Annotated in this window: 26 protein-coding genes; 17 read left to right on the forward strand and 9 right to left on the reverse strand. The window is 71.3% G+C overall.

The window, feature by feature from the left end; all coding sequences use genetic code 11:
- Positions 1 to 33: 33 nt before the first annotated feature.
- The 4 genes from ACFVTF_RS37465 to ACFVTF_RS37480 all read right to left on the reverse strand — a co-directional run bounded on the left by ACFVTF_RS37465 (position 34) and on the right by ACFVTF_RS37480 (position 1,966).
- Positions 34 to 1,233, reverse strand: a complete 1,200-nt coding sequence (locus tag ACFVTF_RS37465) for a methyltransferase domain-containing protein (RefSeq protein WP_387818652.1) — start codon at positions 1,231 to 1,233, stop codon at positions 34 to 36.
- Positions 1,230 to 1,364, reverse strand: coding sequence for a hypothetical protein (locus ACFVTF_RS37470; RefSeq protein WP_387818654.1), 135 nt, complete (start codon positions 1,362 to 1,364; stop codon positions 1,230 to 1,232). Before ACFVTF_RS37470 ends, ACFVTF_RS37465 begins: the two co-directional genes overlap by 4 nt.
- Before the next feature lie 72 nt (positions 1,365 to 1,436).
- The gene (locus ACFVTF_RS37475; protein ID WP_387818656.1) at positions 1,437 to 1,595 is read right to left on the reverse strand and encodes a hypothetical protein; all 159 of its coding nucleotides are present in this window, start codon (positions 1,593 to 1,595) and stop codon (positions 1,437 to 1,439) included.
- Positions 1,592 to 1,966 carry an ATP-binding protein gene (locus ACFVTF_RS37480; protein WP_387818686.1) on the reverse strand — a complete coding sequence of 125 codons (375 nt, stop codon included), beginning with the start codon at positions 1,964 to 1,966 and terminating at the stop codon, positions 1,592 to 1,594. Before ACFVTF_RS37480 ends, ACFVTF_RS37475 begins: the two co-directional genes overlap by 4 nt.
- Positions 1,967 to 2,432: 466 nt before the next feature.
- Here ACFVTF_RS37480 and ACFVTF_RS37485 point away from each other — a divergent pair, with 466 nt between their 5' ends.
- From ACFVTF_RS37485 to ACFVTF_RS37500, 4 genes are all read left to right on the forward strand, one after another.
- Positions 2,433 to 3,536 carry a hypothetical protein gene (locus ACFVTF_RS37485; RefSeq protein ID WP_387818658.1) on the forward strand — a complete coding sequence of 368 codons (1,104 nt, stop codon included), beginning with the start codon at positions 2,433 to 2,435 and terminating at the stop codon, positions 3,534 to 3,536.
- Positions 3,533 to 4,090 (forward strand): GNAT family N-acetyltransferase, encoded by a 558-nt coding sequence (locus ACFVTF_RS37490; RefSeq protein WP_387818660.1) that lies wholly within the window; start codon positions 3,533 to 3,535, stop codon positions 4,088 to 4,090. Before ACFVTF_RS37485 ends, ACFVTF_RS37490 begins: the two co-directional genes overlap by 4 nt.
- Positions 4,087 to 4,509 (forward strand): NUDIX hydrolase, encoded by a 423-nt coding sequence (locus ACFVTF_RS37495; protein WP_387818662.1) that lies wholly within the window; start codon positions 4,087 to 4,089, stop codon positions 4,507 to 4,509. Before ACFVTF_RS37490 ends, ACFVTF_RS37495 begins: the two co-directional genes overlap by 4 nt.
- A 111-nt stretch (positions 4,510 to 4,620) precedes the next feature.
- Entirely contained in the window at positions 4,621 to 5,088 is a 468-nt protein-coding gene (locus ACFVTF_RS37500; protein WP_387818664.1) for an NUDIX domain-containing protein, read from the forward strand.
- 59 nt (positions 5,089 to 5,147) lie between these two features.
- Here ACFVTF_RS37500 and ACFVTF_RS37505 read toward each other — a convergent pair whose 3' ends face one another.
- A complete protein-coding gene (locus ACFVTF_RS37505; RefSeq protein WP_387818688.1) occupies positions 5,148 to 6,068 on the reverse strand; it encodes a heme A synthase in 921 nt (306 codons plus the stop codon).
- A 255-nt stretch (positions 6,069 to 6,323) separates the two neighbouring features.
- Here ACFVTF_RS37505 and ACFVTF_RS37510 point away from each other — a divergent pair, with 255 nt between their 5' ends.
- Together ACFVTF_RS37510 and ACFVTF_RS37515 are read left to right on the forward strand one after the other, a co-directional pair.
- The gene (locus ACFVTF_RS37510; RefSeq protein WP_371519287.1) at positions 6,324 to 7,676 is read left to right on the forward strand and encodes a choice-of-anchor A family protein; all 1,353 of its coding nucleotides are present in this window, start codon (positions 6,324 to 6,326) and stop codon (positions 7,674 to 7,676) included.
- Between the two features lie 301 nt (positions 7,677 to 7,977).
- Entirely contained in the window at positions 7,978 to 8,688 is a 711-nt protein-coding gene (locus ACFVTF_RS37515; protein WP_387818666.1) for an LAETG motif-containing sortase-dependent surface protein, read from the forward strand.
- Between the two features lie 88 nt (positions 8,689 to 8,776).
- Here ACFVTF_RS37515 and ACFVTF_RS37520 read toward each other — a convergent pair whose 3' ends face one another.
- The gene (locus ACFVTF_RS37520; RefSeq protein WP_387818690.1) at positions 8,777 to 9,496 is read right to left on the reverse strand and encodes an ABC transporter permease; all 720 of its coding nucleotides are present in this window, start codon (positions 9,494 to 9,496) and stop codon (positions 8,777 to 8,779) included.
- Positions 9,497 to 9,546: 50 nt separating this feature from the next.
- On the reverse strand, positions 9,547 to 10,473 hold the full coding sequence (locus ACFVTF_RS37525) for an ABC transporter ATP-binding protein (RefSeq protein WP_371519291.1): 927 nt from the start codon (positions 10,471 to 10,473) through the stop codon (positions 9,547 to 9,549).
- Between the two features lie 164 nt (positions 10,474 to 10,637).
- Here ACFVTF_RS37525 and ACFVTF_RS37530 point away from each other — a divergent pair, with 164 nt between their 5' ends.
- The 9 genes from ACFVTF_RS37530 to ACFVTF_RS37570 all read left to right on the forward strand — a co-directional run bounded on the left by ACFVTF_RS37530 (position 10,638) and on the right by ACFVTF_RS37570 (position 17,758).
- The gene (locus ACFVTF_RS37530; RefSeq protein ID WP_387818668.1) at positions 10,638 to 11,480 is read left to right on the forward strand and encodes a helix-turn-helix transcriptional regulator; all 843 of its coding nucleotides are present in this window, start codon (positions 10,638 to 10,640) and stop codon (positions 11,478 to 11,480) included.
- 9 nt (positions 11,481 to 11,489) lie between these two features.
- The gene (gene sufB / locus ACFVTF_RS37535; protein WP_387818670.1) at positions 11,490 to 12,905 is read left to right on the forward strand and encodes a Fe-S cluster assembly protein SufB; all 1,416 of its coding nucleotides are present in this window, start codon (positions 11,490 to 11,492) and stop codon (positions 12,903 to 12,905) included.
- Between the two features lie 64 nt (positions 12,906 to 12,969).
- Positions 12,970 to 14,202: a Fe-S cluster assembly protein SufD gene (gene sufD, locus ACFVTF_RS37540; RefSeq protein ID WP_387818672.1), complete on the forward strand. Its 1,233-nt coding sequence runs from the start codon at positions 12,970 to 12,972 to the stop codon at positions 14,200 to 14,202.
- Between the two features lie 5 nt (positions 14,203 to 14,207).
- Entirely contained in the window at positions 14,208 to 14,525 is a 318-nt protein-coding gene (locus tag ACFVTF_RS37545) for a bifunctional 3-phenylpropionate/cinnamic acid dioxygenase ferredoxin subunit (RefSeq protein ID WP_063349526.1), read from the forward strand.
- Between the two features lie 6 nt (positions 14,526 to 14,531).
- Positions 14,532 to 15,296, forward strand: a complete 765-nt coding sequence (gene sufC / locus ACFVTF_RS37550; RefSeq protein ID WP_030290237.1) for a Fe-S cluster assembly ATPase SufC — start codon at positions 14,532 to 14,534, stop codon at positions 15,294 to 15,296.
- Positions 15,297 to 15,325: 29 nt separating this feature from the next.
- On the forward strand, positions 15,326 to 16,573 hold the full coding sequence (locus ACFVTF_RS37555; RefSeq protein ID WP_387818692.1) for a cysteine desulfurase: 1,248 nt from the start codon (positions 15,326 to 15,328) through the stop codon (positions 16,571 to 16,573).
- Positions 16,574 to 16,589: 16 nt separating this feature from the next.
- The gene (sufU, locus tag ACFVTF_RS37560) at positions 16,590 to 17,042 is read left to right on the forward strand and encodes a Fe-S cluster assembly sulfur transfer protein SufU (protein WP_063349529.1); all 453 of its coding nucleotides are present in this window, start codon (positions 16,590 to 16,592) and stop codon (positions 17,040 to 17,042) included.
- Positions 17,043 to 17,063: 21 nt separating this feature from the next.
- The gene (locus ACFVTF_RS37565) at positions 17,064 to 17,444 is read left to right on the forward strand and encodes a metal-sulfur cluster assembly factor (RefSeq protein WP_279634938.1); all 381 of its coding nucleotides are present in this window, start codon (positions 17,064 to 17,066) and stop codon (positions 17,442 to 17,444) included.
- Between the two features lie 104 nt (positions 17,445 to 17,548).
- Positions 17,549 to 17,758: a hypothetical protein gene (locus ACFVTF_RS37570; RefSeq protein ID WP_387818675.1), complete on the forward strand. Its 210-nt coding sequence runs from the start codon at positions 17,549 to 17,551 to the stop codon at positions 17,756 to 17,758.
- Between the two features lie 60 nt (positions 17,759 to 17,818).
- Here the strand turns inward: ACFVTF_RS37570 and ACFVTF_RS37575 are convergent, their stop codons facing one another.
- Positions 17,819 to 19,150, reverse strand: coding sequence for an MFS transporter (locus tag ACFVTF_RS37575; RefSeq protein WP_387818677.1), 1,332 nt, complete (start codon positions 19,148 to 19,150; stop codon positions 17,819 to 17,821).
- A gap of 345 nt (positions 19,151 to 19,495) precedes the next feature.
- On the opposite strand from ACFVTF_RS37575, the gene ACFVTF_RS37580 reads away from it, so the two are divergent.
- Complete coding sequence (locus ACFVTF_RS37580) at positions 19,496 to 21,154, forward strand: hypothetical protein (RefSeq protein WP_387818679.1); 1,659 nt, start codon at positions 19,496 to 19,498, stop codon at positions 21,152 to 21,154.
- A gap of 62 nt (positions 21,155 to 21,216) precedes the next feature.
- Here ACFVTF_RS37580 and ACFVTF_RS37585 read toward each other — a convergent pair whose 3' ends face one another.
- Positions 21,217 to 21,660: a VOC family protein gene (locus ACFVTF_RS37585; RefSeq protein WP_063349531.1), complete on the reverse strand. Its 444-nt coding sequence runs from the start codon at positions 21,658 to 21,660 to the stop codon at positions 21,217 to 21,219.
- Between the two features lie 285 nt (positions 21,661 to 21,945).
- On the opposite strand from ACFVTF_RS37585, the gene ACFVTF_RS37590 reads away from it, so the two are divergent.
- On the forward strand, positions 21,946 to 23,034 hold the full coding sequence (locus ACFVTF_RS37590) for a hypothetical protein (RefSeq protein WP_387818681.1): 1,089 nt from the start codon (positions 21,946 to 21,948) through the stop codon (positions 23,032 to 23,034).
- The last annotated feature ends 54 nt before the right edge of the window (positions 23,035 to 23,088 follow it).

Below are 23,088 nucleotides of genomic sequence, written 5' to 3' on the forward strand. Positions count from 1 at the left end.
CCTCCGAAGGGGGACCGGGCCGTAGCCGTGGGCTCAACGGGGTAGCTCCCGGACGGGTCGGGCGGGTTGGTCCAGCCAGGCCCACTGCCTCTCCGCGGTGACGGTGAGCCCGAAGCGCTGGGGTGCCGGGCGGTCGTTCTCCTCCCACCAGCGATGGGCGGCTTCGATTTCGTCCCAGAGCCGACGAGGGCCGTGCTGCCAGACGGTGAAGCGTTCGCTCGGGCGGCCGTCGTGATCGACGGCCGCCCAGGAACGGGCATCGGTGGTCGCGACCCAGAGCCGGGCGGCGACGCCGTCGACGCCCGGCTCGTCCTCCCAGGCGGTCCACATGTCGCCCAGCCGCAGGCCGAGGGCGAACCGGGCCTCCCAGCGGTCGCCCGTGATGTTCCACGGTGGCAGCGTGGTTTCGGATTCCGTCGGTACGTGGTCGTCGCGGACGACATCGCGGAAGATCCGCAGGTCCTGCCGCTGGTTGCGCATCAGCATGAACGCGGAGTGCGGGCTGAAGCGTCCCTGGGCCCGGTCGCGTTCGACGGAGAGCTTGAGCAGCCCCCAGCAGAGCATGGGGGTGTCCCAGGGGGTGAGGACGATGCCTCCGGGCCGGGTCTGCTCGATCCAGGCCCAAGGCACGCGGCGGACCGAACAGGTGGAGACGATCCGGTCGTACGGCTGACGTCGGGGCCCACCCAGGGAGCCGTCTCCGCAGATCAGGTCCACGTCCAGGCCCGCCGCGTTCAAGGACGCCCGCGCCTGATCGGAGACCTCGGAATCGATCTCGATCGAGGTGACGTGTCCGGAGCCGAGGCGGTAAGCGAGCAGGGCCGCGTTCCAGCCGGTGCCGGTGCCGATCTCCAGGACGTTCATTCCGGGCCGGACGTCGAGGTCGCGGAGCATGCGGACGACGATCGAGGGGGCGGAGGCGGAGGAGGAGGGCCAGACGTCGGCCGGGTCGGGCGGATCGGCCGATGCCTGGCCGTCGTTGACCTGGGTGACGACGGGGGCGTCGGTGTAGGCCGCCTCGAACCAGCGCTGGTGGTCGGTCGAGAGGGTGCAGGGCTCGTAGCCGCTCCGGTCGTCGTCCAACCAGATCCGCTCGGGGAGGAAGCGGTGGCGCGGGACCGCTCTGATCGCCTCCTGCCACTCGCGGGGGGCAGGGCCGCCGAGCGCTTCGCCGACGGCCCGGAGCAGGCCGCGTACGGCGGCCTGCTCCGGTCGATGCACAGGGTCCGTCACTTGTGGCCCTCGTCCTTCTTGTGCTTCGGGTCCGGCGCCGGGTTCTGACCGTCCGGGGACGGCTTGCTCGTGCCGGGGTCCTTCTTTCCGCCGTGCTTGCCGCCGCTGGGCTTGTCGGTTCCCCAACCCATGCTTCCTCCTTGAGCGTCGATGAGTGTTGGTGAGCCCGTCCGCGCCGCCGGGCCGGCGGCGCGGACGGGAGTTCAGTGGGCGCGGTTGATCAGCACCAGGGCCGCGGTGATGACGTGCAGTCCGGCCGCGGCGGACACCCCGTAGGCGGCCCAGACCCGGGTGAGGTCGGGGGCGGAGGACGACGGCGCATCGTCGGAGCTGTAACTCTCCTCCGGCGGTCGCGGGTTCACCGGGGGGTCGGCGCGGGCGCCGCGAGGTCGGCGTGGACGACCTTCCCGAACGGGAGGGGCGTGACGCCCCAGCGGCCGCGAGTGAGCCGGTGGACCATCGCCAGGCCCCGGCCGGACGTGGCGTCCGGCCCGGCCTGGACCATCACGGGCATCGAGCGGGAACCGTCACCGACGAGGATGCGGACGATCCGGCCGGTCGGACGGCGGACGCCGACGAGGATGCGGGTCTGGCAGCAGGTCTTGAAGGAGTTGGTGACCAACTCGCTGACGATCACGGCGGCGTCGTCCACCAGGTCGCCCAGGCCCCATTCCCGCAGCGTCGCCGCGACGAACCGGCGGGCCACAGCCACCGACTCGGGCCGGTACGGCAGGCAAACGGTTGCCGGCGCGGTGAGCTCACCATCAGCGGACTCGGTGTCGGCGGTTTCTGGAGGACAGCGAGGCCGCTCCCTGCCGACGTCTGAGAGTGCTGGCAGCGAGCTGGGTGGAGACATTGAGGTCACTCCCTCGGGTGGTCCGACTGATCCCTCCCTGGACCCTGATCTGCCAGCGAGGTATTCCTAGTTCACCGGCTCGGGACAGCACGTGGGGCCTGAGCGACCGGACGTTTCACCGGACCTTTGGGCCTGGCTGATGTCTCCGACTGCTGGGGAGGTTCTGTGGCAGCACGATCACTCGCCGGACTGAGGAAGGCTGCTGGATACACGCAAGAGAGCTTTGTTGCAGCGTTCCTCGACATGGCGCAACGTATGGATGTCCGCGCTGCGGTGAGCGTTCGTCACCTCAGGAGATGGGAGTCTCCCCGCCCGCCGTTGCCACATCCTGGCCAACAGGGCGGTGCTCGAAGCATTGTTGGGGGTTCCGCTTGATGAGCTGGGTTTCACGGTGCCGCCCGAGCGGGCCCGCAGCATCCCGAGCAGCGGGTGTCAGGAGGGCGCGGTGCAGCGGCGACAGTTCGTTGTAGACGTCGGAGTACTTCTTGGGGCTTCCGTTCTCGCCCCCGCGCAGACTGGTCGCCGGATCGGTGCGGCCGATGTTCAGGTGTTCAGGTCCAAGGTTGCCGACCTGTACACCATCGATCACGCGCAAGGCGGCCGGATGGCGAGGCAGGCTGCCGCGCGTGTTCTGCAGAGCGTTGAGAAGGCCATGACCGGAGGGGTTTACATCGCCCCGGTCGGGCGTGACCTTCATGCCTTGGTCGGAACGCTGTTTTCCCATCTCGGCTGGATTGAGTTCGACGCGGGCAGGGTGGCCGCTGCCCGCGCAGCATGTACCGAGGCACTGACCTCGGCCCGTCTGGTTGGCGACCCGCTGTTGGAAGTCCGTGCGCTCGACAGCCTGTCCCTGCTCGCCGTCGAGCAGAGACGGCCGTGGGAGGCGCTCGCGGCAGCGACCGCGTCCGGGGAGATCGCGCAGAGGCACGGCGGGCCGAAGGTGAAATCAGTGGTCGCCCTGCGGCAGGCGCGGGCACTTTCGTCTGCCGGTGACCGTACAGGCGCGCGCCGAGCCCTCTCCCAGGCTCTGACATGGCAGGACCGGTCGGACAACGACACTGATGCACCGCCATGGACAGCGTTTGCAGGCCAGGTCGAGGTGGACTACGCAACCGCTGCGTGGCATGTCGAAACTGGGCAACTTGCCTATGCGATCCCGTTCCTTCGGTCTGCTGTCCGGCTGCTCGGCCCGGGATACAGCCGAAACGCGGAGCTGTACCGGGCACGCCTCGCCGAGGTGCTCATGAAGGCCGGCAGTGTTGAGGAGGCTTGCGCGGAGGCGGTAGCCAGCGCGAGTGCGGCGAAGGGAATGACCTCGGCCAGGTTGGCGGACCGGTTGCGTTCGGTGGCGTCGTTGGCGGCCCGAGTCGATACGGCGATGGCACGGGACTGCGTTGAGGAACTTCGATCGCTTGGGGTTTCGGCCCGGAAACGGAGGACGGTGTGACGGTGGCGGTTCGGCTGTTGGACGGCGAGCAAGCGGTCGAGTTGGAGGGCCGGTTGAAGGAGGTGTTCTCGGAGGCGTTCGCGGAAGCCCCCTATGGCGAGGGGCCGACCGACGTGGAGCGGGCGTTTCGCCGGTTCCGCTCGCAGGCGCGTCGGCGGGGGTTCCGGGCGGCCATCGCCTTCGCCGGCGACACCGTTGTCGGGATGGCGTACGGCTACCCGTTGTCGGCGAACACCGGATGGTGGGACACCCTGATCGATCCCGTGCCCGAGGACCTCAGGCATGAGGACGGAAAGCGCACGTTCGGTCTCTTCGAGTTGGCGGTTCGGCCCCGGTGGAGACGCCAGGGCGTCGCCACCCGCATGCATCGCGCCCTCATCGAGGGAATCGACAGCGCCCGGGTGATGCTGAACAGCCGGCCGGAGGCGACTGCGGCCCAGGCGTCCTACCGAGCGTGGGGCTACACGCGCGTCGGGTCGGCGATCCCGTGGGACGGCGCGGCTCGGCACGACGTGATGGTCCTCGATCTGATCCACCCGGTGGTGCGAGCGTGACGCCACTCCACTCGGTGTCCGTCGCGGGGGTGGTGGTGCGGGAGGACGGCCGGGTGCTGGCGATTTGCCGCGCCGACAACGGGGCTTGGGAGCCGCCGGGTGGGGTGCTGGAGGTGGCGGAGTCCGTTGAAGACGGCGTGCGTCGCGAGGTCTACGAGGAGACCGGCATCAAGGTCTGCGTGGAGCGGCTGACCGGCGTCTACAAGAACGTGAACCGAGGGATCGTCGCTCTCGTCTTTCGGTGCAGTCCGGAGAATCAGATTGTGCGGCTCTCGGACGAGTCGGTCGAGGTTGCCTGGCTTGCCCCGGCCGAGGTCTCAGCCCGGATGGCCGAGGTCTATGCAGTGCGTGTCCTGGACGCGCTTCGGGGCGACGCCGCACCGAGTGTCAGGACTCATGATGGTCGACATCTGCTGTGACAGGGTAAAGGCCCCGGCGTGATGGCAGGGGTCAGGCCCTCGGACATGGGGCCTTCTGCCGCCACCGCAAGAGGAATGCAAGAACGGATCAGCCAGCGGAGGTGGTGGATCGTGGCCAGGCGTGACTACGAGAATGACCCCGACGCGCCCGAGGCGAACTCGCTGGTCCCGGCCGCGTCCGTGGTCGTGGTCGACGATGCGGGCCGTGTCCTGCTCCAGCGGCGCACCGACAACGGGATGTGGGCGCTGCCCGGCGGCAGGATGGACATCGGGGAGTCGCTCGCCGGTTGTGGCGTCCGCGAGACCCGTGAGGAGACCGGTATCGACATCGAGATCACCGGCATCGTCGGCACCTACACCGACCCCGGCCACGTCTTCGCCTACGACGACGGCGAGGTCCGTCAGGAGTTCTCCATCTGCCTCCTCGGGCGCCCGCTCGGTGGGGAGCTGCGGGTGTCCGACGAATCCCACGAGGTGGCGTGGTTCGCCCCGGCCGAGACGGACGGGCTGCCGATGGTGTCGAACATCCGCAAGCGGCTGGCCGACTGGCGCTCCGGGGAGTTCCCCGTGGTGCGCTAGCCACCTTTGATCGTGACGACGAAGGCCCCCATCCTCGGGATGGGGGCCTTCGACGACGTTCAGACCTTGGCGGTCTGCGGGGCCTGGGTGGGCAGGGGTGCGGCGGGCGCCTCGACCTCGCGGGTGCGCAGGGCGAGGGGGATGCGGAGGGCGGCGATCCAGGTGAGGGTGGCGCCGAGCATGTGGAGGCCGACCATCAGCTCGGGGGCGTCCGTGAAGTACTGGATGAAGCCGAGGACGCCCTGGAGGAGCAGGACCGCCAGTAGTTCCCTGGTGCGGGCCTTCGCCGCCGGCGGGGCCTTCACGGCCGCGAGGACGAAGATCATCGCGATGGTCAGGCCGACCGAGACGAACGCGAGGTCGGCGTGGAACTGGGCCAGCCTGTCGTAGTCGATCGGGATCCGGGGGACGATCTTGTTGTCCTTCGGCGTGCCCGGGTGGTGGCCGGCGCCGGTGACCAGGGTGCCGGCTGCGACCAGCAGGCCGATGACCAGGACCAGTACGTAGGAGAGCTGGTGGATCGGGCGGGCCACGCTGAGCTTCGGGGCCCCGTCGCCCTCCTTCGACCGCTCCCACATCAGCAGCGCGACCCAGACCAGCGCCATCGCGGCGATCATGTGCAGCGCGACGGTGTAGGGGTTCAGGCCGGTCAGCACGGTGATGCCGCCGAGCACGGCGTTGCTCATCACCAGCCAGAACTGCGCCCAGCCGAGCTTGGTCATGCTGTGCCGCCAGGGGCGGTGGCAGCGGGCGGCCAGGATGGCCCAGCCGACGGCGGCGCTCAGCACGTAGGTGAGCATCCGGTTGGTGAACTCGACGACGCCGTGGAAGCCCATCTCGGCGGTCGGGGTCAGGCTGTCGGCGGTGCAGCGGGGCCACGTCGTACAGCCGAGGCCGGAGGCGGTGAGGCGGACGGCGCCGCCGGTGACGACGATCACCACGCTCATCACCAGCGCGGCGAACGCGGCGCGCCGGACCATCACGGCGGACGGCTGCCAGCGGTCGGCGAGCAGGGAGAAGGGATTAGGCACGGGGTCAATCGTAGGCGGCCTTACAGCCGATCTTGGGGCGGGGCGCGGGCGTGGGTGGCTCGGGGTCGGAGATGCGCAAACCGGACTGTTCGGGCAAGGCGGTCATTGGTCTTGACCAATCACCTGTGGGGCCGAAAGAGTGCGGATTGGTCCATACCTTTTTCGGACCTCTCCCACTCCTCCCGCACAAGCGGAGACCTGCACATGCGCATACCCACGTCCGCCGCCGCGCTCGCAGTCGGCGGCTCGCTCGCACTGGCCGGCCTGATCGCCCCCGCCGCCGCCCACGCCGCCGACCCCGGCCAGGAGTGCCGAAGCCTCGGGGTCGCCAACCTCTACGGCGAGTTCATCGAGGGCGACGACACCCATACCCCCGACGCCGAGGGCGCCGTCGCCGTCGGCGGCAACGCCGACTTCACCGGCGGCTTCTCGGTCGGACAGGAGCTGACCCCCGCCGAGGTCGACGCCCTGCCCGGCAAGAACGCGCTGGTGGTCGCCGGCCGCATCACCGGCCACAACACCCAGGTGATGAAGGGCAACGGCGTCTACGGCTCCAAGGCCGACGGCGCCGTCGTCCAGGCCCACCAGGGCGCCACCGCCCAGGGCGCCTCCCCGATCGACTTCAAGGCCGAGTTCGCCAAGCTGCGCGCCGCCTCCACCGCGCTGGCCGCCGCGCCGCAGACCGCCGGCGCCACCGTCCAGGCCAAGGGCGCCGAGCTGACCTTCACCGGTGGCGACGCGAAGTACAACAGCTTCACCGTCGACGCCGCGAAGCTCCAGGGCGCCAAGGACGTCTTCCTCAAGGTGCCGGCCGGCTCGGTGACCGTCATCACCGTGACCGGCGGCTCGTACGACATGGCGGCCGCCGGGACCACCGGCTTCCACCTGTGGGACGAGGCCAAGGCGTCCTTCGTCCTGGACGACAAGCTGCAGAGCGCGGCCGGCGGGGCGATCCGCGCCAAGCTGCTGTGGAACTTCCCCACCGCGACCAAGGTGGTCAAGAACAGCAAGGCCGCCTGGGCCGGCACCGTGCTGGCGCCCAACGCCGCCTTCGACCTCGGCAGCGGCGGCCCGGTCAACGGTTCGGTCATCGCCGCCTCGCTGACCGGCAAGGGCGGGGCGGAGACGCACCACTACCCGTTCGCCGGCTGCCTGCCCGGCGTCGTCGTCCCGACGCCGTCCACCACGCCCACCGTGCCGCCGGTGGTGCCGAGCGGGACGCCGTCGGCCTCCACCACGCCCGGGACGCCCGGGACTCCCGGCACCTCGGCCACCCCCGGGACCTCGGCGAGCCCCTCGGCCACGCCCTCGGCCCCGGTGAGCGGCAAGCCGAGCGCGGGTGCCTCGGCCAGCCCGTCGGCCACCGCCTCGGCGGGTGTGCCGGCCGCCTCGGCCTCGGCCTCGGCGAGCCCGTCCGCCCAGGCGAACGCGGGCGGCAACCTCGCGCACACCGGTTCCGGGCCCGTCGTGCCGCTGGCGATCGCCGGCGCGGTGGTGCTCGCGGCTGGTGGCGCGATCGTGGTCGTCACCCGGCGCCGGGCGGCGAAGAAGGCCTGATCATTTCGCCGCTCGACCGGTGCTGCGCCCTCGGTGATTGAACCTGATCACCGGGGGCGCACGTATTTCAGTCAGGTGACGAAGTTCATTCAAGTTTGCCGAATCCGCGTTCCGCGAGGTGGCAGCTGTGATGGGCTGGTCATACACATCAGACGACGGACCAACAGACGAAATTCGGTCGTACGGCGGGGTGTGGAGAGGTGCGGGAGTGCCGGTAGAGTCCCCCGGACAGTCGTAGCGGGCCACCGCGAAACCTTCAACACGCCTGCTGCGCAAGACCGTTCTGAGGGGAACAGCGTAAATGGCGCGACAGCAGCGGCACATGCGGATCGGCGCGGCGGCACTCGCCGGGACGGCAGCGGCCGGAATTCTCCTGCCTCTGGCGCTGGCAACCAACGCCTCGGCGCACGTGCCGAGTTGGTCGGTGACCTGCGACAAGATCGTGATCGACCTGATCAACTACAGCCCGAAGCCCGACGTGAAGAACACCGTCAGCCTCACCATCGACGGCGAGAAGGTCCTGGACGCCAAGGCCTTCCCCGCGGAGTTCCACGGCACCTTCCCGGTGAAGGACCACTCGGCCCCCGTCAAGGCGCACCTCGTCGTGAACACGACGGAGACGCCCAACGAAAAGGGCTGGAACATCGACGAGACCAAGACGATCGAGCCGTGCCACACGCCGACTCCGACGCCGACTCCCACTCCCACGCCCACCAAGACCCCGACCCCGACTCCCACCCCGACCCCGTCGCAGACCACGACTCCGACGCCGACTCCCACTCCCACGCCCACCAAGACCCCGACCCCGTCGGCCTCGCCCACCGCGAGCAAGACCGCGACCGCGACGCCGACCCCGACTCCGGTCCCGACGCCCACCACCAGTGGCCCGGCGCTCGCCCAGACCGGTAGCAACGACGCCACCCCGATGATCGCGGCGGCCGGCGGCGGCGTGCTGCTGGTCGGCGGCGCGCTCGTCCTGCTGGCCCGCAAGCGTCGCGGCAGCCAGAGCTGACGTTGCGTCGGTGACGTGAGACCGCCCCCCGGCCGAAGCGGCCGGGGGGCGGTCTCAGTTGCGGTGTGCTTCACGCGCGGGCCGGGGGCTACTCCCAGCGGAAGAAGCGGGCCGCGGCGGCCAGGCCGAGGACGGCCCAGCCGGCCAGGATGCCGAGGTCGGACCAGGGCACCCCGGCGCCGTGCTGGAGGACCGACCGCAGGCCGTCCGAGAGCGCGGAGATCGGCAGCAGCTCCAGCACCGACTGCACGGCCGAGGGGAACTTGCTCAGCGGCACGATCACCCCGCCGGCCAGCAGCAGCAGGATGAACACCAGGTTGGCGGCGGCCAGCGTGGCCTCCGCCTTGAGCGTGCCGGCCATCAGCAGGCCCAGGCCGGAGAAGGCCGCGGTGCCGAGCACCAGCAGCGCGACGACCGACAGGGGGTTGCCCTGCGGGGACCAGCCGAGCGCCAGCGCGATCGCCGACAGCAGCGCGACCTGCAGCGCCTCGGTGACCAGGACGCAGCCGGTCTTGGCGGTCAGCAGCGCCCAGCGCGGCAGCGGGCTGGCGCCGAGCCGCTTCAGCACGCCGTAGCGGCGCTCGAAGCCGGTGGCGATGGCCTGCCCGGTGAAGGCGGTGGACATCACGGCCAGCGCGAGCAGGCCGGGGGCCAGGAAGTCGACCCGCTTGCCGGGCCCGTCCACCGCGACGATGTCCACGGCCGAGAACAGCACCAGCAGCACGGTCGGGATGACCACGGTGAGCAGCAGCTGTTCGCCGTTGCGCAGCAGCATCCTGGTCTCGAAGGCGGTCTGGGCGAGCAGCATCCGGCCGACCGGGGCCGGGCCGGGCTTGGGGGAGTAGTCGGTGGTCGTACTCACGAGCGCAGGTCCCGTCCGGTCAGGTCGAGGAAGACGTCTTCGAGGCTGCGGCGCTGGACGGACAGCCGTTCGGGCAGGACACCGGAGGCCGCGCACCAGCCGGTGACGGTGGCCACCAGCTGCGGGTCGACGGGCGCTTCGACGCGGTAGCTGCCGGGGGCGGTCTCGGTGGCGGTGGCGCCCTCGGGCAGTTCCTTGAGCAGCGGGCCGAGGTCGAGTCCGGGCGGGCCGTCGAAGCGCAGGGCGTTCTCGGCGCCGCCGCGGCACAGCTCCTCGGGGCTTCCGGTGGCGATCACCCGGCCGCGGTCGATGACGGCGACCTGGTCGGCGAGCTGTTCGGCCTCGTCCATGTGGTGGGTGGTGACGACCACGGTGACGCCGTCCCGGCGCAGGTCGCGGACCAGCTCCCAGGTGGCGCGCCGGGCCTGCGGGTCGAGTCCGGCGGTGGGCTCGTCCAGGAAGACCAGCTCGGGGCGGCCGACGACGGCCATGGCCAGGGCGAGCCGCTGCTGCTGGCCGCCGGACAGGCGCCGGTAGGCGGTGCGGCCGCAGGAGCCGAGGCCGAGCCGTTCGACCAGCGCGTCGACGTCCAGCGGGTGGGCGTGCAGCGCGGCGGTGTGACGCAGCATCTCGACGGCGCGCGCGCCCGCGTACACGCCGCCCGACTGGAGCATGACGCCGATCCGGGGGCGCAGCGCGGCGCTCTGGGCGACCGGGTCGAGGCCGAGGACGCGGACGGTGCCGGCGTCGGGGCGGCGGTAGCCCTCGCAGGTCTCGATGGTGGTGGTCTTGCCGGCGCCGTTGGGGCCGAGGACGGCGGTGATCGCGCCGCGTGCGATGGTGAGGTCGAGGCCGTCCACCGCGGGCTTGTCGCCGTAGCGCTTGACCAGCCCGGCGATCTTCACCGCGGGTTCGGAGTGCATACCGGCGAGTGTAAGAGGCCCCGACGCCGGGCCCGGACGGCGCCCTCGATGATCGTTTTCGCAGGTCAGGTAAGGCTTACCTGCGTGACAGATGACACGAGTGAGGCCTGCATCACGGCTTGTCCTGTCGGAAGTAATTACGCAACACTGGTGTTGTGAAAAACATGCGCGAGCACGCCATGCCCCAGGAGGCCGAGTCGGCCCCCGGGTGCGACGTGCCCGTGACGGCGGCCGAGGTGCTGCTGGAGGGCCACCGCGCCACCCGGGACCGGGTCGCCCGGTCGATCCTCGACCACGGCCCCTCCTCCGCCGCCGACCTGGCGACCCGGCTCGGCCTCACCGCCGCCGCCGTCCGCCGCCACCTGGACGGGCTGGCCGCCGCCGGCCTGGTCGAGTCCCGCGAGCAGCGGGTCTACGGCAGCCGTGGCCGGGGCCGCCCGGCCAAGGTCTTCGCCCTCACCGACGGCGGCCGGGACGCCTTCTACCAGGCATACGACCAGCTCGCCGCCGACGCGCTGCGTTGGATCTCCGACTCGGTCGGCGGCGGCAAGGCGGGCGAGGAGGCGGTCGCCGCCTTCGCCCGGGCCCGGTTCGGCAAGCAGGGCGAGCGGTACCTGGAGCTCCTGCGGCTGGCCGAGGCGGGGGAGCGCACCGAGGCGCTCGCCCAGGCGCTGAGCGCGGACGGGTACGCTGCCACGGTGCGGCGGGTCCCGCCGGCCGTGGCGAAGGCCCCGGCAGGCGCCCAGCTCTGCCAGCACCACTGCCCGGTCGCGCACATCGCCGAGCAGTTCCCGCAGCTCTGCGAGGCGGAGACCGAGGTCTTCTCCCAGCTGCTGGGCACCCATGTGCAACGGCTGGCCACCATCGCCCACGGCGACGGGGTCTGCACCACCTATGTGCCGGCACCCGGTGCCGCATCGTCGCCTGCCCGGCGTTCCGCGGGCCGCGGCTCCGATGCAGTGCCGACTGCCGGTACGTCCACCGAAGATTCAGCGTCCGCGCGTTAGGAAGCTCGCATGACTGACACCGTTTCGCACCCCGAGCTCGAGGGCCTGGGCACCTACGAGTACGGCTGGGCCGACCCGGACACCGCTGGTGCCGCGGCCAAGCGCGGGCTCAGCGAGGACGTCGTCCGCGACATCTCCGCGAAGAAGAACGAGTCCGAGTGGATGCTGAACCTGCGTCTCAAGGGCCTGAAGCTGTTCGGCAAGAAGCCCATGCCGACCTGGGGCTCCGACCTCTCCGGCATCGACTTCGACAACATCAAGTACTTCGTCCGCTCCACCGAGAAGCAGGCCGAGTCCTGGGAGGACCTGCCCGCGGACATCAAGGCCACCTACGACCGGCTGGGCATCCCGGAGGCCGAGAAGCAGCGCCTGGTCGCCGGTGTCGCCGCCCAGTACGAGTCCGAGGTCGTCTACCACCAGATCCGCGAGGACCTGGAGGAGCAGGGCGTCCTCTTCCTGGACACCGACACCGCGCTGCGCGAGCACCCGGAGATCTTCAAGGAGTACTTCGGCACCGTCATCCCGGCCGGCGACAACAAGTTCGCCGCGCTGAACACGGCGGTGTGGTCCGGCGGCTCGTTCATCTACGTGCCCAAGGGCGTCCACGTCGACATCCCGCTCCAGGCCTACTTCCGGATCAACACCGAGAACATGGGCCAGTTCGAGCGGACGCTGATCATCGTCGACGAGGACGCGTACGTCCACTACGTCGAGGGCTGCACCGCGCCGATCTACTCCTCCGACTCGCTGCACTCCGCGGTCGTGGAGATCATCGTCAAGAAGGGCGGCCGCTGCCGCTACACGACCATCCAGAACTGGTCGAACAACGTCTACAACCTGGTCACCAAGCGCGCCGTGGCGTACGAGGGCGCGACCATGGAGTGGGTCGACGGCAACATCGGCTCCAAGGTCACCATGAAGTACCCGGCCGTCTACCTGATGGGCGAGCACGCCAAGGGCGAGACCCTGTCGATCGCCTTCGCGGGCGAGGGCCAGCACCAGGACGCCGGCGCCAAGATGGTGCACATGGCGCCGAACACCTCCTCCAACATCGTCTCCAAGTCGGTGGCGCGCGGCGGCGGCCGGACCTCCTACCGCGGTCTGATCGAGATCGGCGAGGGCTCCAAGGGCGCCAAGTCCAACGTGCTGTGCGACGCGCTGCTGGTGGACACCATCTCCCGCTCGGACACCTACCCGTACGTGGACGTCCGCGAGGACGACGTGTCCATGGGCCACGAGGCGACGGTCTCCAAGGTCAGCGAGGACCAGCTGTTCTACCTGATGAGCCGGGGCATGACCGAGTTCGAGGCGATGGCGATGATCGTCCGCGGCTTCGTCGAGCCGATCGCGCGCGAGCTGCCGATGGAGTACGCGCTGGAGCTCAACCGGCTGATCGAGCTGCAGATGGAGGGTGCGGTCGGCTGACGTCCAGCCGCTGACCGCCCACCGACTTTTCGAGCTTTTCGAGGAAGAGAGCACTACGACAGCCATGGCTGACGTCAACACCACCACCGGCTCCACCACCGCCGGGTCGATCGAGGTCGGCACCGCCGGCGCCGGCGCCCAGCTCGCCGGCCCCGGCACCGGCCGCGCCACCGTCCAGCAGCCGATCGACGCCCGGGTCGCCGTCAAGCCCTCGTTCGAGGTCGGCGACTTCCCGGTGCCCACCGGCCGCGAGGAGGACTGGCGGTTCACCCCGATGCACCGCCTGGGCGGCCTGCACGACGGCACCGCCGCCGAGGCGGTCAAGGGCGAGGACAAGGTCGAGCTGAGCCTGCCGGACGGCGTCACCGCCGAGACCGTCGGCCGCGACGACGCCCGCCTGGGCAAGGCCGGCAAGCCCGTCGACCGGGTCGCCGCGCAGGCGTTCAGCGCCTTCGAGCAGGCGCTCGTGGTCACCGTCCCCCAGGACGCGGTGCTCACCGGGCCGGTCAAGATCGACGTGCACGGCGAGGGCGGCACCCGCTTCGCCCACGTGGTGGTCGACGTCAAGCCGTTCGCCGAGGCCGTCGTGGTGATCAACCACACCGGTACCGGCACCCGGGCCGCCAACGTCGAGCTGCTCGTCGGCGACGGCGCCAAGCTCACCTTCGTCTCCGTCCAGGACTGGGACCGCAACGCCGTCCACGTCGCCCAGCAGACCGCGCTGGTCGGCCGGGACGCCTCGCTGAAGTCCGTGGTCGTCACCTTCGGCGGCGACGTCGTCCGGATCCACCCGCGGGTCAACTACGCCGCGCCCGGCGGCGAGGCCGAGCTGTTCGGCCTCTACTTCGCCGACGCCGGCCAGCACCTGGAGCACCGTCTGGTCATCGACCACGACACCCCGCACTGCCGCTCCAACGTGGTCTACAAGGGCGCGCTGCAGGGCCAGGACGCCCACGCCGTCTGGGTCGGCGACGTGCTGATCCGCGCCGCCGCCGAGGGCACCGACACCTACGAGCTCAACCGCAACCTGGTGCTCACCGACGGCGCCCGGGTCGACTCGATCCCCAACCTGGAGATCGAGACCGGCGAGATCGTCGGCGCCGGCCACGCCTCCGCGACCGGCCGCTTCGACGACGAGCAGCTGTTCTACCTGCGCTCCCGCGGCATCCCGGCCGACGAGGCCCGCCGCCTGGTCGTCCGCGGCTTCTTCGCCGAACTCGTCCAGCAGATCGGCGTCGCCGAGATCCAGGACCAGCTGATGGAGAAGATCGAGGCCGAGCTGGAAGCGGCGGTCTGATCCAGATGACCTTCCTCCGTGCCTGCGCGCTGAGCGACCTCCAGGAGGACGTGCCCAAGCGCGTGGACCTCAACGGCGTGCCGGTCTCCGTCGTCCGCACCGACGAGGGGGTGTTCGCGATCAACGACACCTGCTCGCACGCGAACGTCTCGCTCTCCGAGGGCGAGGTCGAGGACTGCATGATCGAGTGCTGGCTGCACGGCTCCAGCTTCGACCTGCGCACCGGCAAGCCCTCCGGCCTGCCCGCCACCAAGCCGGTCGCTGTCTACCCCGTAAAGATCGAAGGGGACGATGTGCTCGTCTCCGTCAACCAGGAGTCCTGAGTACCCATGGCAACGCTTGAAATCCGCGACCTGCACGTCTCCGTCGAGGCCGAGAACGGCCCGCGCGAGATCCTCAAGGGCGTCGACCTGACCGTGAAGCAGGGCGAGACCCACGCGATCATGGGTCCGAACGGCTCCGGCAAGTCCACCCTGGCCTACTCGCTCGCCGGCCACCCCAAGTACACCGTCACCGGCGGCTCGGTGCTGCTGGACGGCGAGGACGTCCTGGAGATGTCCGTCGACGAGCGCGCCAAGGCCGGCGTCTTCCTGGCCATGCAGTACCCGGTCGAGGTCCCGGGCGTCTCGGTGAGCAACTTCCTGCGCACCGCCGCCACCGCCGTCCGCGGCGAGGCCCCCAAGCTGCGTCTGTGGGTGAAGGAGGTCAAGGAGGCGATGGCCGCCCTCCAGATGGACCCGGCCTTCGCCGAGCGCAACGTCAACGAGGGCTTCTCCGGCGGCGAGAAGAAGCGCCACGAGATCCTCCAGCTGGAGCTCCTCAAGCCGAAGATCGCGATCCTCGACGAGACCGACTCCGGCCTGGACGTCGACGCGCTGCGGATCGTCTCCGAGGGCATCAACCGGGTCCGCTCGACCGGCGAGGTCGGCACCCTGCTGGTGACCCACTACACCCGCATCCTGCGGTACATCAAGCCCGACTACGTCCACGTCTTCGCGGGCGGCCGCATCGTCGAGTCCGGCGGTGCCGAGCTGGCCGACAAGCTGGAGAACGAGGGCTACGAGGCGTATGTGAAGGGTGGCGCTTCCGAGTGACCCATGCCCATGCCCACGAGTCGGCGCCCCTGACGGGCCTGCTCGACACCGACGCGATCCGCAAGGACTTCCCCGTCCTGCAGCGCCTGCTGCACGACGACAAGCCGCTCGTCTACCTGGACAACGCGGCCACCTCGCAGAAGCCGCGCCAGGTGCTGGAAGCCCTCACCGCCTACTACGAGCGGCACAACGCCAACGTCCACCGCGGCGTGCACGTGCTCGCCGAAGAGGCCACGGCGCTCTACGAGGGCGCGCGGGACAAGGTCGCGGCCTTCGTCAACGCGCCGAGCCGCAACGAGGTGATCTTCACCAAGAACGCCTCCGAGTCGCTCAACCTCGTTGCCAACATGCTCGGTTGGGCCGACGAGCCGTACCGGGTGGACGCCGACTCCGAGATCGTCATCACGGAGATGGAGCACCACTCCAACATCGTTCCGTGGCAGCTGCTGTCGCAGCGCACCGGCGCGAAGCTGAAGTGGTTCGGGCTCACCGACGAGGGCCGGCTCGACCTCTCCGACATCGACGAGCTGATCACCGAGAAGACCAAGGTGGTCTCCTTCACCCTGGTCTCCAACCTGCTCGGCACCGTCAACCCGGTCGAGACGATCGTGCGCAAGGCCCAGTCGGTCGGCGCGCTGGTCGTCATCGACGCCTCGCAGGCCGCCCCGCACATGGTGCTGGACGTCCAGGCGCTGGAGGCCGACTTCGTCGCCTTCACCGGTCACAAGATGCTCGCCCCGACCGGCATCGGCGTGCTCTGGGGCCGCCAGGAGCTGCTGGAGGACCTCCCGCCGTTCCTCGGCGGCGGCGAGATGATCGAGACCGTCACCATGGGCTCGTCCACCTACGCCCCGGCGCCGCACAAGTTCGAGGCCGGCACCCCGCCGATCGCCCAGGCGGTCGGGCTCGGCGCGGCCATCGACTACCTGTCGGACATCGGCATGGAGAAGATCGCCGCGCACGAGCACGCGATCACCGCGTACGCGGTCGAGCGCCTGCTGGAGGTCCCGGACCTGCGGATCATCGGCCCGCGCACGGCCGTCGACCGCGGCGCCGCGATCTCCTTCACCCTCGGCGACATCCACCCGCACGACGTGGGCCAGGTGCTGGACGAGCAGGGCATCGCCGTGCGCGTCGGCCACCACTGCGCGCGGCCGGTCTGCCTGCGGTACGGAATTCCGGCGACCACGCGGGCGTCGTTCTACCTGTACTCGACGCCGGGCGAGGTCGACGCACTGATCGACGGCCTGCACCACGTCCGGAACTTCTTCGGCTGACGGGACAGGGCAGGACATGAAGCTCGACTCGATGTACCAGGACATCATCCTGGACCACTACCGCAACCCCCACGGCAAGGGGCTGCGGGACGGCGACGCCGAGGTGCACCACGTCAACCCGACCTGCGGTGACGAGATCACCCTGCGGGTGCGGCTCGACGGCTCGACGGTCGCCGACGTCTCGTACGAGTCCCAGGGCTGCTCGATCAGCCAGGCCAGCGCCTCGGTGCTGAACGACCTGGTCGTGGGCAAGACCGTCGGCGAGGCGCAGACCGTCCAGGAGGCCTTCCTGGAGCTGATGCAGAGCAAGGGCCAGGGCGAGGGCGACGAGGAGGTGCTGGAGGACGCGGTCGCGTTCGCCGGCGTCTCCAAGTACCCCGCCCGGGTCAAGTGCGCCCTGCTCAGCTGGATGGCCTGGAAGGACGCCACCGCCCAGGCGCTCGCCCAGCACCCCGCCGTGAACGACTGACCCGCAGAGGAGGACAGAACAATGAGTGACGAAACCCCCTCCGCTGCGGAGGAACAGCCGAACGGCGTCGTCATCGTCGGCACCACCGCCGGCACCGTGTCCGTGGAGGACCTGACCGAGGCCCTGATGGACGTCGTCGACCCCGAACTGGGCATCGACGTCGTCAACCTGGGCCTGATCTACGGCATCCACATCGACGAGTCCGACGTGGCCACCATCGACATGACGCTCACCTCGGCGGCCTGCCCGCTGACCGACGTCATCGAGGACCAGGCCAAGACCGCCACCGACGGCCTGGTCCAGGACCTGCGCATCAACTGGGTCTGGATGCCGCCGTGGGGCCCCGACAAGATCACCGACGACGGCCGCGACCAGCTCCGCGCCCTGGGCTTCAACGTCTGACGGACGGGCCCTTCCGTCAACCCGCTGCCGCGCAAACCTCTCCTTCGGGGGAAAGGTTTGTGCGGCAGTGGTATATCTGCCAGCGGGCGGCCAGTCATGGGGGCATGCCACCGGTCGTTGCTTCCGGGCAGTGGGTCTTACCCGAATCGCCGTATGCGCTGTGGGCCCGTGGCGAGCTCGACGAGTACTTGCGGCTGCCTGAAGTCCTGCGGGTCGAGGTGATCGGCGGGGAGTTCGTGGTGGAGCCGGTGCCGAGTGTCGCCCATGCCCTGATCATCTCGGATATTCAAGAGGCGGTGTTCTGCGCCGAGTAGCCCTGTACGAACGCCGCCCGGGACGAATGGTCGTCCCGGGCGGCGGTGTTTTGGGGGTGGTCAGGACTGCTTGGGTTTGCGGGCGACGGCTATCGCCAGGGCGGTGCAGAGGGCGGCGGCGACGGCGGCGAAGCCGCTGACGGCGGGGAGGAGGCCGTAGTGCTGGACCAGGGCGCCGACGGCGACGATGGGGAGGGAGCTGCCGAGGTAGACGATGATCCACAGGGAGCTCAGTTCGGAGCCCCGGCGTTCCGGGTTCATCGCGGCGACGGCGGTGGTGAAGAGGGAGCGGAAGGCCACGCCCTGGCAGATGCCGCCGAGGACGCTTCCGATGAACAGCAGCGCCGGGGTCTCGGTGTACTGGGCGGCGACGACCAGGGCGAGGCCGGCGGCCAGGCCGGTCATGCCGAGGGCGATGACCAGGCGGTCGGAGGTGGGCGGGACGAGGAGCTGGGCCAGTGCGGACGAGCCGAGCAGCAGGGCGGCCACGATCGCGCCGGTCAGGTGGGAGTCGGTGTGCAGCAGCTTGGCGGAGAAGGCCGGGGCGAGCGCCAGGTAGACGCCGAACACCGCGTACGAGATGAAGCCGGCCGAGGCGGCGAGCAGGAACTCGCGGCGGCCGGTGCGGGGCAGGGCGAGGCGGCGCGGGCGCAGGTGGGCCGGGGTGGTGATGCGGGGCGGGGTGGCCGGCGGGCGGTTGCGGCCGGGCATCCGCGGGTGGACGAGGGCCAGTGGCACGCAGAGCGCCAGCAGGGCGATGGCGTGCAGCAGGAAGGGCGTCAGCAGCGGGTCCGCGCCGTTGGCGAGCAGGGCGCCGACCACCGGGCCGAGTGCGACGCCGCCGGCGGAACAGGCCAGGGTGAGCTTGGCGGCGAGCGTCGGGTGGTCGGGCAGCAGGTCGCCGAGGGCGGCCCCGGCGGCGCCGGTGGAGAGGCCGACGGCGATGCCCTGGACGGCCCGGCCTACGGCGAGCTGCCAGAAGCTGCCGGAGGTGGCGAACACGACGTCGCCGGCGGCGGCCAGGGCGACGGCGGGCAGGATCAGGGCGCGGCGGCCGAGGTGGTCGGACCAGTGGCCGACCACGGCGAGCACGGGGACCAGCGCGAACACGTAGATCGTGAAGAGGATCGTGGTGTCGAGCGGGCCGAGGCCGAGGCGCTGCTGGAGGAGCGGGTAGATCGGCGTCGCCAGGTTGGCACCGATCAGCATCAGCAGCAGGGCGGCGGCGACGAGGCCGACGCGGACGCCGCGCAGCGCGTTCCAGCGGCTGACCGCGGCGAGCTGGAGCTGGGCGCGGGGCGCGAGCTCCAGGGGAAGCAGGGCCTCCGAGAGTCGGCGTCCGTCGAGCTGCGCGGTGCGCAGGCCGGAGCCGGCGGGGGAGAGGTCCGCCATGTAAGGGATCTCCTGTGGCAGGGCACCACCGGGTCGGCGGGGTGTGCCGGCGCGCCCGTCCTGAGGCGCTGTGGTGGTGGCCGCGGTGCGGGGCTCCCTGGTGGAGCGGGTGAGCTGAGTGGGCCCCTCCTGCCCGGTGTCGGGCGGGGAGGGCGAAGGGCTTCATTGCCCGGTGGCCCGCGCGGGGTGTGCACGGTGCCAATGCGAAGGATAAAGGGTGGGCGCACGGTTGCGGCGCGCGCCCCTTGAGGCCGGGCATCGGGGGTGCCCGGCCTATACGCTGAGGTGGTGGATCGGGACGCTGAGCTGATAGGCGGACCGCTGGCTGAGGGAGAACGCACAACGATGGCCGGACGACGTCGGAAGAACGCCGGGGCTTCGCCGGGAGAGAGTGCGGCCGAGCCGGTTCTGCCCGCCGACCTGGAGCTCCAGGACCTTTACGGGGCGTTCGCCGCGCACGGGCTGGACGACGAGGACCTGGACGACGCGGCGGTCCTGGTGCCGCCGGTGAAGCTGCCCGCCGAGGAGGAGCTGGCCGCCCTGGCGAAGGCCGTGCCGATGTTCGGGTACGCGCTGGCGCTGGCCCGCTGGGCCGCCCCGCACCGGGTGGTGGACGAGTTCGGCGACCTGGTGGAGGAGGACCGGGCGCCGGCGGCGCAGCTGCTGGGCCTGGCCCCCGCCGAGGGGGAGGTGCCGGAGGAGGCGGAGGTCGAGGCGATGCGGGCCTGGTCGCTGGCCTGCGACCTGGACCTGGTGGAGATCGGGACGACGGCGGCCGGTGAGCACGTCGCCGTGCCGGGCCCGGATCTGGAGCCCGCCGAGGAGGGTGACCCGGAGACCGTCCTGGAGCTGTGGCTGACCGCCGCCGGGATCGTCCGGGAGCTGGCCGTGGAGGCCGACTCGCTGCCGGAGGAGGAGGCCGCGCGGGCCGCCGAGGGCGGGGAGGACGGAGAGGCCGGAGGGGCCGGGGACGCCGGGGAGGAGGACGAGGACGCCCTGAGCGAGGTCGAGGACGCCCGGGACGCCGCCGCCGAGCTGCTGGACGAGGCGTTGCAGGTGCTGTACGAGACCACCGCCTTCGCCGACCCGGGCAACGAGACCGTGCCGCTGGGCGTGCTGGCCGCGCTGCTGGTGGTGCCGGAGGGCGAGGAGCCGAGCGAGGAGCTGCTGGGCGACATCACCGATGTGATGGTCGCACTGGACCCGATGCTGGGCGACCTGGCCGAGCTCGGTCTGCTGGAGTACCGGCCGATCGACCCGGAGCTGTTCGACGAGGAGGAGGGCCCGGAGGGCGAGGAGCCCGCCCTCGTCGGCGAGGCGCCGCTGGACGAGGAGGAGTCGGCGCGCTTCGGGCTCGTCCGGCTCACCCCGCTCGGCCAGTACGGCATCCGGCAGTGGCTGCTGGAGGACGGCTACGACGCGCCGCTGGTCGGCGAGCTGGCCCAGGGCGACGCGGCCGAGCTGCTGCGCGCGGTGTGCGAGGCCGCCACCGTGCTGCCGGACGAGGAGCTGCGGGTCTGGATCACCGGCCGGGAGCCGGTGGCGGCGGCGCGTGAGCTGCTGGCGGCGGCGCGCGGCGACGACGCGTACGCCCCGATGCGGCGGATGCTCGGCGTCTCGGCGCTGAACATGCTGGGCACGGCCGCCGAGCCGGCCGTGCGCGACGTGCTGGACGACCCCGAGCTGGGCGGCGCCGCCCGGGCCTGGCTGACCTCGAAGGGAGCGACGGACGTGCCTGTGCCGGAGCGGACGATGGCGCTGTGGACGGTGGTCGACACCTTCGCCGCCCAGCTGCTGGACAGCGGCGGCGACGCCGAGCTGTTGCGCGAGCTGATCGCGGACCTGCCGGTGACCGGCAACCCCGCGTCCTACTTCGGCGAGCTCTGGCGGGTCGACCACCCGTACACGGCGGACGTCCTGGAGGCCGTCGGGGAGCTGCACCTGGACCGGGCGGTGGCCAAGGAGGCGCGCAAGGCGGCCTTCAAGGCGCGGTCCAAGGGCTGACGGGCCGACGGGGGGCTTTCGACGGGCCGACGGGGGCTTCGACGGGCTGATGGGCCGGAGGGTCAGGGGAGATCCAGGGAGCCGTCCTCGGCGAAGGGGAAGAACGGGTTGTGGGCCAGCTCCCAGAGGTGGCCGTCCGGGTCCTCGAAGTAGCCGGAGTAGCCGCCCCAGCTGGTCGGGACCGGCGGCTTGACCACCACGGCGCCGGCCTCGACCGCCGTCTTCAACGCGGCGTCCACCAGCGCGGGGGACTCCAGGTTCACCGCGAGGGTGACGCCGCGGAAGGCGGGCTCGCCGGTGGCGGGCACGCCCGCGTCGGCGGCCAGCTCCTCGGTGGGGAAGAGGCCGAGTGCCGAGTCGGCGGTGCGGAACCAGACGATCTCCGGGCTGGAGGCGGAGGACCGCCGCCAGCCCAGGTCCTCGTAGAAGCGGGCGCTGCGGTCGAGGTCGGAGACCCCGAGGGTGACGATGCTGATCCGGGCCGGGAAACTGCTGTCTGCTGTCATGCCGCCAGGGTAGGGAGGGCGGCTGACAACCGCGCGTCCTGACACGGCCCGTGCCGACCGGCAACCCGCGGTCCCGACGCGGCCTGCGCCGTTGCCCGGCACCCGAGCTGATGACCCGGCAGGTCCCGGGCACTAAGGTGGCGTCGGCGGTGCGGGCGCGAGGACTCGGGGGTGCGGCACAGGATGATGCGGGAGAGTGGCGGCAGGCCCCCGGAGTGGAACGTCGGGCGGACGGACCCTGCGTGCGTCCCGGACCCGAGGAACAGGGAGGAGCGTCTCGCCGCGGTGGAGGACTTCTCCCGCCGGACGGTGGCCGCGGCCGACTTCCCGGTGTACGGCGTGGTCGCGGGACTGTCGCACGGGTGCGGTGCGACGGGCGGTTGGGGCGAGGCGCTGGCCGCCTTCGAGACCTCCGGCGGCGAACTCGCCTGGGTCGAGGTGCAGTCCGGCGACTGGAGTTCGGTGGCCGGCCCGTACGTCAGCGTGCGCACCTACCGGCCGGGCGCGGAGCACGGCGAGGGCCTGCCCGAGCTGGAGGACGTGGTCGAGGACGAGCGGGACCGGGTCTACGAGCACCTCGGGGTCGACGAGGGCGACGGGCCGGGCCGGGTGCGGGCGCTGCGCGAGTGGATCACCGTGGACGGCGAGCCGTACCCGGTGGAGGTGCACGAGGACCGGCCGGTGCTCTGGCCGGGCACGTCGGCCGCCGACGGGGCCGCACCGGTCTGGGCCGGGCGGCTGCGGATCGGCGGGCTGACCGTGACGGTGTGCGGGCGCGGGGTGCCGCCCGGCGGCGTGGAGCTCGGCGCGATCGCGGACTTCGAGCCGTACCTGCGAGGCCGGGCCGAGCTGCTGGGCGAGCTGGCCGCCCGGCGGGCCCGGCAGGTGCCGGTGGAGGAGCGTGAACTGCCGACCGCCGTCGGACTGGAGGCGCACCGGGAGCTGATCGCGCAGAGCGTCGCCGAGGCCGCCGCCGTCGAGGCGCAGGTCCGGGCCGGGCGGACGCCGCGACGCCCGCGCGGGGACGCCTACGAGGTGCGCTGGGAGGTGGCGGTGCGCCAGCAGATGCGGCTCGCCACCGAGACCCGGGAGGAGGCGGTGACGGCGCTGACCGCGATGGTCAACCACCTCAACCGGCTTGCCCGGCACACGCATTGGCTGATCGGCACGCCGGAGGGCGGGGCGGCCGTCGAGGAGGTCGTCCGGTACACGGTGTTCGCCAGTGAGGTGGCGAGCCTGCCGGCGCAGCGGGCCTGGGAGCAGCTCTGGCGGGAGCGGCGGGGCGGCGGGCCGGAGGTCTGGGAGGAGCACCGGCTCGCCGAGCAGCTGTGGCTGTCGGCCTGGGAGCAGTGGCGGACGACGCGGTCGGGGTGACCTTCGGCAGGGTGTCTTGGGCAAAGCGCAGGTCATGTGTCGGTCATCGGTTGG

The sequence above is a fragment of the Kitasatospora sp. NPDC057940 genome (assembly GCF_042887425.1).
Classification (GTDB): domain Bacteria; phylum Actinomycetota; class Actinomycetes; order Streptomycetales; family Streptomycetaceae; genus Kitasatospora.

What these genes read in the sequence shown, in the direction of transcription:
- ACFVTF_RS37530 (WP_387818668.1), top strand. Translation starts at nt 10,638, where the DNA reads ATGCGCGAGCACGCCATGCCCCAGGAGGCCGAGTCGGCCCCCGGGTGC.
- sufC (WP_030290237.1), top strand. Translation starts at nt 14,532, where the DNA reads ATGGCAACGCTTGAAATCCGCGACCTGCACGTCTCCGTCGAGGCCGAG.
- ACFVTF_RS37585 (WP_063349531.1), bottom strand. Translation starts at nt 21,660, where the DNA reads ATGACAGCAGACAGCAGTTTCCCGGCCCGGATCAGCATCGTCACCCTC.
- ACFVTF_RS37565 (WP_279634938.1), top strand. Translation starts at nt 17,064, where the DNA reads ATGAGTGACGAAACCCCCTCCGCTGCGGAGGAACAGCCGAACGGCGTC.
- ACFVTF_RS37545 (WP_063349526.1), top strand. Translation starts at nt 14,208, where the DNA reads ATGACCTTCCTCCGTGCCTGCGCGCTGAGCGACCTCCAGGAGGACGTG.
- ACFVTF_RS37580 (WP_387818679.1), top strand. Translation starts at nt 19,496, where the DNA reads ATGGCCGGACGACGTCGGAAGAACGCCGGGGCTTCGCCGGGAGAGAGT.
- sufB (WP_387818670.1), top strand. Translation starts at nt 11,490, where the DNA reads ATGACTGACACCGTTTCGCACCCCGAGCTCGAGGGCCTGGGCACCTAC.
- ACFVTF_RS37470 (WP_387818654.1), bottom strand. Translation starts at nt 1,364, where the DNA reads ATGGGTTGGGGAACCGACAAGCCCAGCGGCGGCAAGCACGGCGGAAAG.
- ACFVTF_RS37520 (WP_387818690.1), bottom strand. Translation starts at nt 9,496, where the DNA reads ATGCTGCTCGCCCAGACCGCCTTCGAGACCAGGATGCTGCTGCGCAAC.
- ACFVTF_RS37575 (WP_387818677.1), bottom strand. Translation starts at nt 19,150, where the DNA reads ATGGCGGACCTCTCCCCCGCCGGCTCCGGCCTGCGCACCGCGCAGCTC.
- ACFVTF_RS37570 (WP_387818675.1), top strand. Translation starts at nt 17,549, where the DNA reads ATGCCACCGGTCGTTGCTTCCGGGCAGTGGGTCTTACCCGAATCGCCG.
- sufU (WP_063349529.1), top strand. Translation starts at nt 16,590, where the DNA reads ATGAAGCTCGACTCGATGTACCAGGACATCATCCTGGACCACTACCGC.
- ACFVTF_RS37525 (WP_371519291.1), bottom strand. Translation starts at nt 10,473, where the DNA reads ATGCACTCCGAACCCGCGGTGAAGATCGCCGGGCTGGTCAAGCGCTAC.
- ACFVTF_RS37515 (WP_387818666.1), top strand. Translation starts at nt 7,978, where the DNA reads ATGGCGCGACAGCAGCGGCACATGCGGATCGGCGCGGCGGCACTCGCC.
- sufD (WP_387818672.1), top strand. Translation starts at nt 12,970, where the DNA reads ATGGCTGACGTCAACACCACCACCGGCTCCACCACCGCCGGGTCGATC.
- ACFVTF_RS37505 (WP_387818688.1), bottom strand. Translation starts at nt 6,068, where the DNA reads ATGGTCCGGCGCGCCGCGTTCGCCGCGCTGGTGATGAGCGTGGTGATC.
- ACFVTF_RS37510 (WP_371519287.1), top strand. Translation starts at nt 6,324, where the DNA reads ATGCGCATACCCACGTCCGCCGCCGCGCTCGCAGTCGGCGGCTCGCTC.